This is a genomic window from Rivularia sp. UHCC 0363, assembly GCF_034931125.1.
In the GTDB taxonomy this organism is placed as follows: Bacteria; Cyanobacteriota; Cyanobacteriia; order Cyanobacteriales; family Nostocaceae; genus Rivularia.
Genome location: NZ_JAYGHM010000071.1, coordinates 1 through 14673 on the forward strand (window position 1 = coordinate 1; position 14673 = coordinate 14673).

Consider the following 14673-nt stretch of genomic DNA (forward strand, 5'->3'; position numbering starts at 1 on the left):
CTATCTTGAACTCACCAAGTTGTACAATTACATTACCGATATTTTACCGACTCTCGAACCAAGTTTGAATTTAGATATAAATTCGCATTTTCTCAATTTTGATTTGATTTCAACTTGTACGGGTAAAGTTCTCAAATCAACGGAAGACAAGCTTGATAGCATTATTTGTGCTTATGTTGCAGCTTATTGGTGGTACTGGGGAGAACAACGGAATTTAGTTTTAGGTGATGTAAGTACTGGTTATATTGTGATTCCTTATAAAGTAGAATAATCAAAAGGTAGAAGCACAAATTAATTATTAAAGATACTCGTATTCAAGTTTTGATTCCGCTTTGATAAAATGTTTGTTGTTTTTGGGCTACTACTTCTAATTAATAGAGATTTAATGCGTTACCGATCGCGCTAACACATCTAAATAAAATTACGGTGACAAAATCAATCCAACACTGCTAAAACAGACTTCGGTAATAACTTATCCTTAAACCAAACTATTTTAGCAGGGACATTATCTAGTTTAACTCCGGCTTTATCTAAGTTTAAACGCTCGGAAATTGCTAAAATTAAATCATCGCGTTCGGCGCTTCTAACCTGGTAAAATTTCTTTTGTAAATATTCAGGTCGCCAATATCCAACTATTTCTAATAAATAGGTTCTACCATCGGGGTGAACTAAGCGAAAATCGGGAATCATCACGCTACCGGGAATCGGAATTAAATCAACTTCACGCTCTAATACCCATTCTGTTTTGGCTGAATTCCATTTATCAACAAAAGACGCTTCCAACATACTATCGTATTCTTTTGCTGGTGGATAGTGAGACAGCAAACCACATTCGGAATTAAGCGTAAAACGTCCGGTTTTCCAGTTACCCGAATAAAAATCGCGGGTTTGTAACGTTGCGGCTAAACTCCATTTTGTAACGTGAAGTAAAGCGGGAATTAACTTAGCGATCGCCAATCCATACCTTGTACTAGGATTAAATAAACTCGTCGGACCATCAACTGTGATAGTAAACCCGTGATCGGCATCTCCTTCGATATAAGACATTAATTGAAATAACTTAAGATAGCGGAATAAAATTTTATATTCACCCGGAGTATTGCGGTGTGCGTTTAACACCAACTGACTAGATTTATAGAAAATACCCTGAGTTTGTGAAACATTATATCTATGTAATAAAGCTTCTGGAGTTGGAACATCAAAAGCCGTTAAAATTTTATTTTCCGTCAAGTCAGCATACAAACCCTTACTAACTTGTTCTGGTAAAACTTCCTTATCAAGTTCATGAGTTAATTCATCCGCGACCTTTCTTAAGGTAAACTTTGCAGTATCGCGATTGAAAACCGATTTTGCAGCACTAGCGAATACTCTTTCTCGTAACATGGGAGGTTCTAAAGGACTTACTACCTCAAAAGTCGAAAAACTGCTTTTTAAAATATGAGCCAAACCCCGTTTTATCTTATAGTCTGTATTATCCCCTTCCATTTCCAAAAGCTGACGTTCAAGTTCACCGTATCGTTCACCAACAGCTTTTTTATAGCAATTAATCAACTCAACAGCTAACTTTAAATTAACTTTATCAATATTCAACCGCTTCGGGATTATTTGCTCCCCATTTTGACGAAAAACCAGTAAATCAGATGGCAACATTGTTAAAGGTAATACAGTTACAAGCGTTAAATTCCTAACTCCTAACTCCCAACTCTTCCCCCTTTTCTCCTCTTCCTGAGAATTATTGGAAGTCTGTATCTTCTATGATTTGCAAAGCATAAAAAAACGCAGCATCTGCATCGGTAAGCGTGGTACTTCCCTCTTCAATAAGACGCTTATTGACAACTCTCCAAACACTTGGATAACTCTCTCTAAATTTTTTTAATTGGTCGAAAATTGAACGTAAGTCGGCTTGTAAGTGTTGTTTCTTTTCCATAATCTTTTTGTAGGGAAAATCCCATATAAATATTTACGTTCCTTAATAACCTTTCTTAGAAGCCTTGATTAGACCTGATTTTTTAATTACTAACCCCTTTTGTAAATCCGACACTTATAAGATACCCCCTTACATCACTCCTCATCATTCCAAAGATTCATCTGCTCATGGGATTTCTTAGTCTTATACTTACCATCCGAAGTCTTCTCTGCTGCTTTATAACTTCTTCCTCCACCAGTTCCATACATCACCTGTAATCCCTCATCTCTGCGCTCTCTGTGTCTCTGCGGTTTATCCTTTTCAACTCCTCTGCGTCTTTCCGAAGTTCTTTCTTCACTCGTATTTTCCGCAATCACTTCGTATAAAATTGCGTGTTTGTTTTTAATATTCCCCTTTCTCAATACCCTTCCTAATCTTTGAATATATTCCCGTGCGGAACCCGTACCCGATAAAATAATTGCAATACTTGCCGCTGGTACATCTACACCTTCATTCAATACGTGGGAAGCTACTAAACATTTGTATTCACCTTCCTTAAATTTTGTCAATATTTCATGCCTTTCTTTCACCGGGGTTTGATGAGTTATAGCAGGAATCAAAAACTCCTGAGAAATTCGATAAACTGTAAGATTATCGGCGGTAAAAATTAACACCCTTTCTGGATAATGTTTCGCTAACAAATCCGCTAAAATTCTGATTTTACCATCGGTACCCAAAGCGATTTCCTTGGCTTCCCGATGCGCTAACATAGCACGTCTACCAGATTGCGATCGCGCACTGGTTTGTACAAATCTTTGCCAACCTTCTATACTCCCCAAGGAGATTTTTGCATCTTTTAAAAAAGCGTTGCGGGTTTCCATTAATTCGTTATACCGTTCCCGCTCTACTTGCGATAATTTAACTTTAATTTGTACGATTTCGTGTTCTGCTAAAGCTTTACCCGCTAAATCCTCGGCTCTTTTCCGATATACTTCTCTACCAATAAGATAGTTTAAATCAGCGTGTTTCCCATCGGTTCGTTCCGGTGTTGCGGAAAGTCCTAATCGATAAGGTGCGATCGCAAATTCGGCAATAACTCGATTAAAATCTGTTGGTAAATGATGACACTCATCAAAAATTATCAACGCATATTGATTTCCCAAGGTTTCCGCATGAATTGCCGCACTATCATAGGTAGAAACTAGTATTGGTGTTCTATCCCGCGAACCACCACCGAGTAAACCGATTTTGACATCGGGAAAAGCGGCTTCTAAATGAGCGTACCACTGATGCATCAAATCCAAAGTTGGTACGACAATCAACGTGGTGCGTGGTGTGGATTCCATCGCTAACTGTGCTAAATAAGTCTTTCCGGCTGCGGTAGGAAGTACTACAACCCCCTGCCTTTTCGCTAACTTCCAAGCCTGCAAAGCTTCACTCTGATGGGGGTAAGGTTCCATTACTAAACCTGGGTTCATTTCTACAGGATAAAATTCCTTAGCCTCATCCACAAAATCCGTTTGCTCCGCTTGTAGAGCTTCCACCAAACGACGGTATTCAATCGCTTTGATGCGGAACTTTTCAACGCGATCGTCCCACGTTGCAAAATCCATCCATGCTCTACCCCGTGGTGGTGGATGTAAAATTAATGTACCGCGATTGAATGTTAGTTTGGGTATGCGAACCATTGAGAGTTTTCCCAATCTGATACTTTTACTAATAACCTATAACGGTGCATAATTAATCATTAAATTAAAAATTACATTCAAAAAATCCGCGATATATTCAGAATAATTACAGTTATGTCCAACAAAAAATGTTCATTATTTAACTTTAACAACTATTAAAACACTTACTTTTAATTAAACCTTGTTAAGACATATTGCAGCTGTTTAGATCCCAAACATAAAATCCATAGCAAATTAAGTTCAACAATTGAAAGTAAATAATCAAATACGCCTATAAAAATATTTTCTACTTCCTACTCACTACTCTTTGTTCCCTATTACAATTAGAATTAATAAACACGCTCATCATATTTATTATTAAAGTGCCTGAATTGCCATTACGGGATAAATATCTAGCCTTAATCGATGAAATTGTCCAAGCTACTCTTAAGGGCAAAATTAGTTCTCAAGGACAAGTGTATCAAATGCTGCTCAAGGGTGTAACCGTGGGGACGGGAGAAGTATTTGAATTAGTCTTGAGCGAAAATTTAAATTTTACCCAGCAGCAAGTGGATGCTCAAACTGATGAATTCAAAAAAGCCAAGGCTACCCGTAGTTTGAGAGCATTAAAAACAATTCAAACGCAATGGCAACAAGTAGAACAACAAAACAAGGCTACGGAATCAATTCTATCCGCTGCCAGAGAAATTACAACAGCACCAGATAACGAACGTCTGACGATATTTTTGCGCGTTACCGACCCTAATAGTAAACATCCTTTAAATCAAAAGCAACTCCAACAACTTGCAAAATCGCTACAGCGAAATGTGGAGACTTTCAATTTAAAATCTTTAGAAGAATTTTCTCAAGGTATTGATCGCGGTATTGCTTCGTGGGAAAAAGTGCAGCAGCACCTGATAAGCTGGATGTACGAACAAAATCGCTCGTCGATCGGATTTGGTGGAGTACCCGGAGAAAGCGGACCTTGGGCAACTTGGGCAAAACAAGTTAATGGAGAGTTTGCGGCTGAATTATTTCGTATTTTAGCAAAACAAGAATCTCCCGTGGAATTTGCTCGCAGTCAGCGCGTTTTTAGCCTCAGCGATTGGGTGGAATTAACCTTAGTGTTGCAATACTTGCAGCGAGGATTAGTTAACTGGTTTGACCAACAAGCTTACAACGTCAAAGCCGGTTCAAACCTATCAATTTCAACTTTTTTAACCTTTGCTGTTATTTGGAGTCAGTTAGGAAACGGTTTTGGTGCGGATACTTCCTACGGTAGCGCTGCATGGCAAATCGTGTTACAAATATTGCGTACTTTTTCCCAAAGGCCGTATTTTCCCTTGTATGGTGGCATTGTCGCTTCTTTTTCAGGAGATTATTTAAAAGACGCACTTTCTTATTTAGATGAACCTTTACGAAGAGTTGAAGGAACTCAGGAGAAAGCGAGAATTTTGACTATTTTAGGTTATTCTCAAAGAGCATTAGGACGATATGAAACTTCAGTCAATTTTCATCAAGAAGCTTTAGAAATAGCTCGCAATTTCGGAGACAGTGCTTGTGAAATTGCCAACCTAAATCATTTGAGTCGTACTTACGTTGACCAGAAAAACTATTCCGAAGCCATAAATAATTCTCAAAGGGCATTAATATTGAGCAGACAAACTGGTGATAAAATTTCTGAAGCCAACGCTTTAGCTAATTTAGGTTACAGTGAAGTCATGCAGGCTACTCTGTTGGAAGCAGAACCAGAAACCTATGAAATGGCGATAAATTATCTGCAACAAGGTTTAAGTTTATCGGAAAAATTGGGTGATTTACAAAGCAAGGCTTTATGTTTGAGTAGTTTGGGTATCGCTTATTTAGTCACCGAGAAACCGGGAGATGCAATTAAACATTTAGAAGAAGGTTTTAAAACCGCGCAAACTTCCGGAGATTTGTATTTACAGGGTTTAAATTTAACGAATTTAGCCGAAGCAAACTACAGTTTAGCTAGTTTTGAAAGAGCAGTTTACACAGCTTCATTAGGGATGTATATACTTAATCAAATTGCTTCCCAAGAATGGCACAAACCGGCGAAATTGCTATCAACTTTGCAAAATCAATTAGGTGATGAAGGCTTTAAACAATTATTAGCAAATAATCGTCCTAAAATGATTACTTTTATTGGGGTTGACGGATACGATTACATTCCGCAGTTGATCGAAGAATATAGAAGTAATTCGTGATTCAATTTCCTAACGCGGTTACTATAACTACTAAAAAAGATAAGAGCAAAAAGTTAAAATTCTTAACTCCTCACTCTTAACTTTTAAAAAGCGGGCGGGAAGGGATTTGAACCCCTGACACCGTGGTCCGTAGCCACGTGCTCTAGTCCACTGAGCTACACGCCCTTACGATTTATAATATTAGCATATCTAAGCCAAATGACACAAGAAGATTTTCAAAATTCGCCGAATTCATTTCCTCAACAGGGTTTAACCCATCTGGATAATCGCGGAGAAGCGCAAATGGTGGATGTATCGACCAAAGTTGCCACCGTTAGACAAGCTATAGCTGCGGGTAAAGTACGGATGAAACCAGAAACCTTTGCTGCAATTCAATCGGGGAACGCTCCCAAGGGTGATGTATTGGCAACAGCGAGACTTGCTGGAATCATGGCTGCAAAACAAACAGCGGCTTTGATTCCTTTATGTCATCCTTTACCGTTACAAAAAATTGAAGTACAGATCGACCCTTTACCTCAGCTACCGGGTTACGAAATTCAAGCTACAGTTAAAACCAAAGCTGAAACTGGGGTGGAAATGGAAGCTTTAACGGCAGTTTCTGTAGCTGCACTTACTTTATACGATATGGCGAAAGCTTTAGAAAAATCGATTCAAATTGAATCAATACATTTAGTTAGTAAGAGCGGTGGTAAATCGGGGGATTATTCAGAATAGGTAATAGGTAATTGGTAATTGCTTTGAGGCTTCATCCATTGGAAAGAGAAAAATTTTTGTTAACTGCTTTACAATAATGAGAATAATATTTACAAATCTTAAAAATGCAGGCAGCTACAGTTCCTTTTACAACTCCGATTCCCGGTAAATATTGGGAATGGCGCGGACATAATGTTTACTACGTCAAAGCAGGAGAGAATTCACAACGTCCGCCTTTACTATTAGTACATGGTTTTGGCGCTTCTACAGACCATTGGCGCAAGAATATCGCTGAATTGTGTAATGATTTTGAGGTATATGCGATCGATCTATTAGGATTTGGACGTTCAGAGAAACCTAAGTTGCAGTATGGTGGCAATTTATGGCGCGATCAATTGCATGACTTTATCACTGAAGTGATTGGTAGAAAAGCCGTATTAGCAGGTAATTCCTTGGGTGGTTATGCTTCTTTATGTGCAGCAGCTGAGCTTCCTAATTCTGCTGCGGGTTTAGTATTGCTTAATAGTGCGGGTCCTTTTAGTAAAGACCAACCGACAGCGGAACCGGAAGCATTGCAATCAGAAATCGAACCACCTTTAAATGAAAAAGTGCAAAAAATATTCGGCGATTTTGCCAAATTAATATTTAAACAACCAATTGCTCAATTTATTTTATTTCAATACATTCGCCAACCTTGGGTAATTCGTCAAACCCTAGAAAAAGTTTATTTAGATAAAAGTGCAATTACTGACCAATTAATCGAAGAAATTCGTCGTCCTTCCGGTGATGAAGGCGCTTTTGATGTATTTTGCTCGGTTTTTAGTACTCCTCAAGGAGAGAAAGTAGACGTGCTTTTGCAGCAATTAACTTGTCCGTTGTTATTGTTATGGGGAGAAGCAGACCCTTGGATGAATGCAAAAGAACGTTCTCAAAAGTATCGCCAATATTATCCCCAATTAACAGAATACTATCTAAGAGCGGGTCATTGTCCCCATGATGAAGTACCTACTCTATTAAATCCATTATTACGAGATTGGGTTTTTTCTATTGCTGAGTGAAGTTGGGGAGAGTTAAGAGTTAGGAGTTAGGAGTTAGGAGTTAGGAGTTAATAACTTACAATCAGTAACCTTTGACCTTTGACCTTTGACCTTTGACCTTTGACCTTTCAACTTTAACCTTTGACCTTTCAACTAATTATTTCATGGGTTATAAACAAAGTATTTTCCGTGGAGCAATATTTATTATTGCTGCGGAATTGGTGTTAACGATGAATGGAGCAATTATTAAGTTAGCATCAGATGGTTTGCCAAATGAAATGATAGTTTTCTTTAGAAATTTATTTGGTTTATTTAGTTTGATGCCGATATTTGCTTATCAAGGTACGGCAATTATAGAAACTAAAAAATTTCACTTGCATTTAGTGCGCGGACTTTGTGGTGTTGCGGCTATGTATTGTTTGTTCTACGTTATAGCAAACCTTCAATTAGCAAATGCAATGTTACTCAAATCGACGATACCAATATTTATTCCTTTGATTGCTTTTAGTTGGTTGAAAGAGAAAATTTCGGTTGTAGCTCGTGTGGCGATCGCAATCGGTTTTTGTGGTGTATTCTTAGTTCTAAAACCGGGTACGGATTTCGATTGGGTAATGTTAATTGGTATAATTAGCAGTGCTTTTGCTTCAGTTTCGATGGTAACAATACGTAAGTTATCCGCAACGGAACCGGCTGTACGCACAGTTTTGTATTTTGCGATAATTGCTAGTTTGGTATCGGTTATACCTTTAATTTGGGCTTGGAAAACTCCTACTTTTAATGAATGGTTGATGTTAATCGCAATCGGAATTTCTAGTACTTTAGTTCAATTGTTAACAACTCGCGGTTATGCATCTGCACCAGCTTCTCAAGTCGGAATTTTTTCTTATTCTTCGGTAATATTTGGTGCTTTAGTTGGCTGGTTACTATGGCATGAATTATGGGATATTACCTCACTTATCGGTGCTGGATTTATTGTTAGTGCTGGTTTTCTGACACTCCGCGATCGCCGAAAACTTCTAAAATAGTGGTGCGACCATCTTGGTCGCTACATTCCTTTTTATATTCCCTTATTTAATATAAGATTTAATTTTATCTTCTAATTGATTACTAATAATTTCTTTACCGATACTGGGATTATCTAAATTAACTCGGATATATCTTTTGGTATCAAACTCTTTGTCGCTATTTGTATCTTTAACTATTTCGAGAAATATTGCACCCATACTTTGCACAATTTTCCAACTGTTTAATTGAGTATTATCTGGAGTAATTTGCTGTAAGTTTCTTCCTGACAAGTCGGAGAAATATCCAATGCTTGCATCTTTGTAATCCAATTTATTATCTTCGTTGGTGTCTTTGTCAATAATTCGATAAAGCCAAAATCTTTGTATTGGCTCTCCCGTGGTTTTTTTCTCTATTAGATCAAATGATTTAATAACTGCTTTTCTATTTAAAAGAGCATTCGTAGAAGCATCTTTTTTGGAATAAAATATAATATTATATATGTTTTGCCTATCTTCGTAGGAACGCGAAGGCGTTTCTATCCAGCTTTTTTCTCCTTGGTTAGCATCAGGAAACATACTAACTGGAATCATTAAATAATCTGAAACACTATTTACAATCAAATCTCCGTAAACAATGCTTGGCTGTAGATTCTGCTGTGCATTGGCTTGGGACTTTTGGGTTTCTCGATCAATAGAGTTACAAGAAAAACAAAGTGTCGCGATGATAATACTAGCAACGCTTCTTCTTGGTAAATTATAACGACTCATCAAATGCTCCTAACAGCGTATATTTCTGCTCTATTTTATACACTGCTGGCAAATAGTCAAAACAATTCACAATCAACAAGACGGTTTCAATATCAACAACCGTCTTGCTGAGAACCATTTATTTTTCTAATCTAAAATCTATTGATGCGGGTCTTCCTGTAGGGTAATCCAAAATCTAAAATTATTTTCTAAGCTAATCTTAATCATCTATTTGTCCCTGACGACGAATATTGAGAATATCGCTCATCTTTTTGATTTGATTAAAGACTTGCTCTAACTGTTTTTTATCAGATACTTGTATTCCCAAATCGATTAATGCTGGTTGATTAATAGCTGTTTTCACATTAGCGTGAGATACGTTGATTCCTTGGTCACTTAAACGAGATAAAATATCTTTGAAAACTCCCACACGGTCTAAAGCTTCAATCTGTACGTTGACGCTATAAGTTTGATGATGGCGTAAAATTTCCTCCCTAACATTCCAACTAACTGGTACTAAGCGTTCGCAACCCGTATGTTGCAGGTTCTCACATCCTTGCCGATGTATAGAAATTCCTCTACCTCTGGTAACTATACCGATAATCGGTTCTCCTGGGATGGGATTGCAGCAACCCGCGACATAATACATTAAACCTTCTACACCAATGATTGGCGAATCACTTTTGCGATATGTAGTAGTGTTTCCTTCGCGTAATGTTTTTGGTGCGGAGGTTGGTAGATTAGATTGGTTTAAATCTGTGGCTAAGGGCTGTTGCTCTTTGATTATTTCTCGCCATCGATTTAGAATTAAATTTAAGGTGATTTCACCGTAACCTAGAGCCGCAAGCAAATCTTCAACGCTGTTGTAGTTACATTTTTCGGCAACTGTTTGCATTGGTCCAGATTTAAGTAAACTTTCAAAACCAGATTTACCCAACTCTTTTTCTAATAATTCCCGACCACGGGCAATATTTTCCTCTCTACGCGACCGTTTATACCATTGCTTAATCCGATTTTTTGCCGCTGAGGTGGCTGCAAAGTTTAACCAATCTAAGCTTGGATGACTGTTTTTCTGGGTGACAACTTCTACAATATCCCCATTATCTAATCTTGTGGAAAGTGGTACCATGCGCCCGTTAACTTTCGCTCCTGCACAATGATTACCTACTTCGGTATGAATGCGATAGGCAAAATCCACCGTGGTCGAACCCGGACTTAATGCAACCAAATCTCCTTTCGGGGTAAATACATAAATATCGTCCTCAAATAAGTTATCTTTGATGCTTTCTAAATATTCTTGAGCATCTTTCAGATCGCTTTGCCATTCAAGTAACTGACGCAACCAGGTAAACTTTTCATCGGCTCCGGTCATTTGAGTATTATTAGAACCACCTGTTTCTTTATACTTCCAGTGGGCTGCTATACCATATTCGGCGATACGATGCATTTCTAGGGTGCGAATTTGCACCTCTATGGGACGACCCCAGGAACTGATTACCCCGGTATGTAATGATTGGTAGCGGTTGGGTTTCGGTAGACCGATGTAGTCTTTAAATCTACCGGGAATTGGACGGAAAGAATCGTGAACTAATGCCAAAGCACGATAGCATTCTTCATTGGTTCTCACAATGATTCGCAGCGCTGCTAAATCGTAAATTTCGTGAAATTCTTTATGTTGACGCTGCATCTTCTGGTAAATGCTATAAAGATGCTTGGGACGACCCGATAATTCAATGCACTCAATTCCGGCTTCTTTTAAACGAGAGCGTAAAGTTTCGGCAACTTTGGATAATCTTTCTTCTCTTGCGGTGCGTTTATCGGTAACTAACTGCTGTATTTGACGATAAGCATCGGTTTCCAAATACTTAAAAGCCAAATCTTCCAATTCCCATTTAACGTGCCAAATACCTAAACGATTGGCTAGGGGAGCAAAGATTTCCCGAGTTTCTAAAGCTTTGTTGCGACGGCTTTGTTCTGGCATTACATCTAAAGTCCGCATATTGTGCAAACGGTCTGCCAATTTTACAACAATAACGCGAATATCTTGCGCCATTGCTAAAAACATTCGTCGAAAATTCTCCGCTTGACTTTCTGTTTTACTCTTAAAATTAATTTTAGAAAGCTTAGTAACTCCTTCAACTAAACGTCCTACTTCCTCCCCAAATCTTTTTTCTATTTCTTCAATTGTTACTTCTGTATCCTCAACTACATCATGCAAAAACCCAGCTGCTATCATTACAGGGCTACCCCCTAAATCCCGGAGCAACCCGGCAACAGCGATGGGATGACAAATGTATGGTTCTCCCGACTTACGATACTGACCTTCATGTAAGCTATAAGCAAATTCCAATGCGCGACGAATTAAATCTTTTCCTGCATAGTCTGGGTCGTTTTCTGCACTGTTATTAATGGTGTCATTTAGGCAATTTTCCAACCATTCCGGAAGAATAATATCAATTTTAGAATCTACAACTGTACTATTCATATTTAAATAAAGAGGCTTAGTATTTAAATGAGACGGACGACGCAAACGGCACTGCTGTCTCACAGATGCTACTTTCATAGCTAAAGATAGGTTTGCTAATGTAAAAGGAATGGTTTCAAGTAGCAGTTTTTTTCTTATCAAATAGGTGTTACGCATGATAATCTAACAAAATAGTAAGGGCAAAGAAAGCCTCAGCAGGTTGCTTGAGGCAGATGCAAGAAAACAGGTTTTTAAAGATTGAATTAAAAATTGAATTACTCTATGAGATAAAATTCTTGACACTAATACTATCTCAATAATCATTATTATGTCTCTCAATAAGCAGAAATATAGTGCATTTACAACTTTGTTGCAGCAACTGCATTCTGATATCTCTTCTAATTTAGTTAATGCCGACTTACTGCGTCAGCATATGACATTTTTACGAAACTTTTTTCAGCAAGATATTATACCTTTGACTACTCAATTTCCAACAGAGCAATCTTATCAGACTGAAATGAGCAAGCAGCTGCGGTTATTGGAGATAGATATAATGTTTTTTCAAGGAGCGCGGCAAGCTCGATCGGCTGCTGCCAGAGTGAATGCAATTTCCGAAAGATTAACGACCCTGATTGGATACTGCGATGCCATTCTCAAGATGGATAAAGTAGCAGATGACTAAGAAAAAAATGAGAAAAATGTATTAATCAATTATTAATTAATTAAAACAATTTAAAGTATTATCTTACACACATATTATCCTTTAAAGAAAGAAAAACTGTATTATAAGTTTGACTTGGCGAAAGATGGTTTCAACACTTCTATTCATATAGTAGTGTTAAGCTTTCAAGTTGATATTAACATTTTTCCCGAATATTTAGTCAAATAAGTTCTATTCACACAGACGTATTTTCTTTTGCTGCAATTTTTTATCATTTGGTAATAACGAGTTTATTTAGTTAGCATCTTGTACCATGCTCAATATTTAAGCCTTAGTTGCCAGAATGACTATGGGAACCAGATCGAGACCAGAAGACTCTTGTTTTAAACGGGAAAGTAACAAGCTTTATAGGGCAAATCTGATAAAGTATAAAAAATTTGATTGTCAGATTTATAACTTATCACTAAATAACCCATAAACAATTATGAACGATGTTTTATTGTCAATTGAAAATTTACGGGTAGGATATGCTACGAGCGGTACAGAAGAGGAGCAATGGGCTGTAGATGGTGTCTCTTTCGCGCTGCAACCCGGCGAAAGAATGGGTTTGGTGGGGGAATCTGGCTGTGGTAAATCTACTTTAGGACGTGCCGGGATGCGTTTATTACCTGCCTCCACACGCATCGAAGGACGGGTAATGTTTCAGGGACGGGCTGTATTTGAAATGAACTCCGAGCAACTGCGGAAATTTCGGGGAGAAGCGGTAGCATTAATCTTCCAAGACCCGATGACACGCTTAGATCCGTTAATGACCATCGGCAACCACTGTCTGGAAACTCTCAAAGCCCATTCACCCCAGTTATCCAATTTACAGGCAAAGGAAAAAGCGATCGCCACTTTACAAAAGGTAAACATTCCCCCGGAAAGATGGAGTCAGTATCCCCACGAGTTTAGCGGTGGAATGCGTCAGCGGGTAGCTATTGCTTTAGCTTTATTGTTAAATCCCAAATTAATTGTTGCTGACGAACCCACCACCAGTTTAGATGTCACCGTTTCTGCTCAGATTTTACAGGAATTAACTCGATTGTGCGCTGAGGAAAACATGGGATTGCTGCTGATATCCCACGACTTAGCAATGGTTGCCGAATATTGCGATCGCATTGGGGTGATGTACCAAGGAAAGATGGTAGAAACGGGTTTATCCAAGGAAGTATTCCGCAATCCCCAACACGAATATACGCGATCGCTTTTGAAAGCAGCATTGCACATACAGACATTTTCAGATGATGAGAATGCAGATATAGGCAAGGAATTATCAGGTAGTCTCAAGGAAAAAGCATCTCATGTCACACCGTTGCTAGCAATCAAAGAATTACAGCAGCACTACACTATTGAACCAAATTTTATCGAACGAATATTTAAAGGACAAGGACAAACCATCAAAGCAGTAGACGGGATCAATTTAGAACTATATCAAGGAGAAATTCTCGGATTGGTTGGGGAATCGGGTTGTGGAAAAAGCACGTTATCGCGGACAATATTACAGTTAATTCGTCCTACGGGGGGTAAAGTTGAATTTTTAGGTAAAGAATTAACCACTTTGTCGCGTCAACAAGTACGCTCCGAACGACGACAAATGCAGATGATATTCCAAGACCCCCACGCTTGTTTAAATCCGACGATGACGGTAGGACAAAACATAGCCGACCCATTAATTATTCATCATATAGCAGATGCCGGAGCCGCAAAAGAGCAAGTATTATGGATGCTTGATAAAGTTGGATTGAACCCATCCGAAATGTACTATCAACGTTATCCCTCCGACTTATCCGGAGGACAACAGCAAAGAGTTGCGATCGCAAGAGCTTTGATTACTCGTCCCAAGTTGGTAATTTGCGACGAACCCGTGAGTATGTTAGATGCTAGCGTCCAGTCGCAAGTTTTAGATTTGATGTTGGAATTAAAAGCAGAATTCGAGTTAACTTATTTATTTATTACCCACGACTTATGGTTAGCCAGATTTCTGTGCGACAGAATCGCCGTCATGCATGGTGGTAAAATCGTCGAACTTGGTGCAACACAGAAAATTTTCAGCAATCCCCAGCATCCTTATACTCAAACTTTACTTGCTGCCGCTCCGTTGTTAGCAAGAGCTTAGGAAGAGGATGGGGGGACGGGGGGATAAGGGGATGGGGGGATGGGGGGATGGGGAGAACTTATTACCTTTGACCTTTGACCTTTGACCTATGCCTCATGCCCAATCCCC

12 protein-coding genes, 1 tRNA gene and 1 pseudogene are annotated in these 14673 nt (G+C 38.5%); 7 read left to right on the top strand and 7 right to left on the bottom strand.

Annotation, left to right across the window (positions count from 1 at the left end; all coding sequences use genetic code 11):
* Positions 1-271, top strand: a pseudogene (locus VB797_RS28590) (DUF429 domain-containing protein); the annotation flags it as partial.
* A gap of 164 nt (positions 272-435) precedes the next feature.
* Here VB797_RS28590 and VB797_RS28595 read toward each other — a convergent pair.
* From VB797_RS28595 to VB797_RS28605, 3 genes are all read right to left on the bottom strand, one after another.
* Positions 436-1650 carry a DUF790 family protein gene (locus tag VB797_RS28595; protein ID WP_323241158.1) on the bottom strand — a complete coding sequence of 405 codons (1215 nt, stop codon included), beginning with the start codon at positions 1648-1650 and terminating at the stop codon, positions 436-438.
* Between the two features lie 82 nt (positions 1651-1732).
* Positions 1733-1927 carry a hypothetical protein gene (locus VB797_RS28600; RefSeq protein WP_323241159.1) on the bottom strand — a complete coding sequence of 65 codons (195 nt, stop codon included), beginning with the start codon at positions 1925-1927 and terminating at the stop codon, positions 1733-1735.
* Positions 1928-2061: 134 nt separating this feature from the next.
* The gene (locus VB797_RS28605; RefSeq protein ID WP_323241160.1) at positions 2062-3594 is read right to left on the bottom strand and encodes a DEAD/DEAH box helicase; all 1533 of its coding nucleotides are present in this window, start codon (positions 3592-3594) and stop codon (positions 2062-2064) included.
* 371 nt (positions 3595-3965) lie between these two features.
* On the opposite strand from VB797_RS28605, the gene VB797_RS28610 reads away from it, so the two are divergent.
* Positions 3966-5801: a tetratricopeptide repeat protein gene (locus tag VB797_RS28610; RefSeq protein WP_323241185.1), complete on the top strand. Its 1836-nt coding sequence runs from the start codon at positions 3966-3968 to the stop codon at positions 5799-5801.
* Between the two features lie 91 nt (positions 5802-5892).
* On the opposite strand, the gene VB797_RS28615 is transcribed toward VB797_RS28610, so the two are convergent.
* A tRNA-Arg gene (locus tag VB797_RS28615) sits at positions 5893-5966 on the bottom strand.
* 33 nt (positions 5967-5999) lie between these two features.
* Between VB797_RS28615 and moaC the strand changes: the two genes are divergently transcribed.
* From moaC to VB797_RS28630, 3 genes are all read left to right on the top strand, one after another.
* The gene (gene moaC / locus VB797_RS28620; protein ID WP_323241161.1) at positions 6000-6515 is read left to right on the top strand and encodes a cyclic pyranopterin monophosphate synthase MoaC; all 516 of its coding nucleotides are present in this window, start codon (positions 6000-6002) and stop codon (positions 6513-6515) included.
* A gap of 104 nt (positions 6516-6619) precedes the next feature.
* Positions 6620-7552, top strand: a complete 933-nt coding sequence (locus tag VB797_RS28625; protein ID WP_323241162.1) for an alpha/beta fold hydrolase — start codon at positions 6620-6622, stop codon at positions 7550-7552.
* Positions 7553-7695: 143 nt separating this feature from the next.
* On the top strand, positions 7696-8556 hold the full coding sequence (locus tag VB797_RS28630; RefSeq protein WP_323241163.1) for a DMT family transporter: 861 nt from the start codon (positions 7696-7698) through the stop codon (positions 8554-8556).
* A 42-nt stretch (positions 8557-8598) separates the two neighbouring features.
* Here VB797_RS28630 and VB797_RS28635 read toward each other — a convergent pair whose 3' ends face one another.
* From VB797_RS28635 to VB797_RS28645, 3 genes are all read right to left on the bottom strand, one after another.
* On the bottom strand, positions 8599-9303 hold the full coding sequence (locus VB797_RS28635) for a hypothetical protein (protein WP_323241164.1): 705 nt from the start codon (positions 9301-9303) through the stop codon (positions 8599-8601).
* Positions 9290-9421, bottom strand: a complete 132-nt coding sequence (locus VB797_RS28640) for a hypothetical protein (RefSeq protein ID WP_323241165.1) — start codon at positions 9419-9421, stop codon at positions 9290-9292. The genes VB797_RS28635 and VB797_RS28640 overlap by 14 nt, the downstream gene beginning before the upstream one ends.
* Positions 9422-9502: 81 nt before the next feature.
* Positions 9503-11767, bottom strand: coding sequence for a bifunctional (p)ppGpp synthetase/guanosine-3',5'-bis(diphosphate) 3'-pyrophosphohydrolase (locus VB797_RS28645; protein WP_323241186.1), 2265 nt, complete (start codon positions 11765-11767; stop codon positions 9503-9505).
* 307 nt (positions 11768-12074) lie between these two features.
* On the opposite strand from VB797_RS28645, the gene patD reads away from it, so the two are divergent.
* The gene (gene patD / locus VB797_RS28650) at positions 12075-12428 is read left to right on the top strand and encodes a heterocyst frequency control protein PatD (protein WP_323241166.1); all 354 of its coding nucleotides are present in this window, start codon (positions 12075-12077) and stop codon (positions 12426-12428) included.
* A gap of 463 nt (positions 12429-12891) precedes the next feature.
* Positions 12892-14565: an ABC transporter ATP-binding protein gene (locus VB797_RS28655; RefSeq protein WP_323241167.1), complete on the top strand. Its 1674-nt coding sequence runs from the start codon at positions 12892-12894 to the stop codon at positions 14563-14565.
* Positions 14566-14673: the final 108 nt, after the last annotated feature.

Bases quoted from the DNA above. Each gene is read 5' to 3' on its own strand.
- VB797_RS28595 (WP_323241158.1), bottom strand. From the start codon at position 1,650: ATGTTGCCATCTGATTTACTGGTTTTTCGTCAAAATGGGGAGCAAATA.
- VB797_RS28645 (WP_323241186.1), bottom strand. From the start codon at position 11,767: ATGAATAGTACAGTTGTAGATTCTAAAATTGATATTATTCTTCCGGAA.
- VB797_RS28640 (WP_323241165.1), bottom strand. From the start codon at position 9,421: ATGGTTCTCAGCAAGACGGTTGTTGATATTGAAACCGTCTTGTTGATT.
- VB797_RS28635 (WP_323241164.1), bottom strand. From the start codon at position 9,303: ATGAGTCGTTATAATTTACCAAGAAGAAGCGTTGCTAGTATTATCATC.
- VB797_RS28625 (WP_323241162.1), top strand. From the start codon at position 6,620: ATGCAGGCAGCTACAGTTCCTTTTACAACTCCGATTCCCGGTAAATAT.
- patD (WP_323241166.1), top strand. From the start codon at position 12,075: ATGTCTCTCAATAAGCAGAAATATAGTGCATTTACAACTTTGTTGCAG.
- VB797_RS28600 (WP_323241159.1), bottom strand. From the start codon at position 1,927: ATGGAAAAGAAACAACACTTACAAGCCGACTTACGTTCAATTTTCGAC.
- moaC (WP_323241161.1), top strand. From the start codon at position 6,000: ATGACACAAGAAGATTTTCAAAATTCGCCGAATTCATTTCCTCAACAG.
- VB797_RS28655 (WP_323241167.1), top strand. From the start codon at position 12,892: ATGAACGATGTTTTATTGTCAATTGAAAATTTACGGGTAGGATATGCT.
- VB797_RS28630 (WP_323241163.1), top strand. From the start codon at position 7,696: ATGGGTTATAAACAAAGTATTTTCCGTGGAGCAATATTTATTATTGCT.
- VB797_RS28605 (WP_323241160.1), bottom strand. From the start codon at position 3,594: ATGGTTCGCATACCCAAACTAACATTCAATCGCGGTACATTAATTTTA.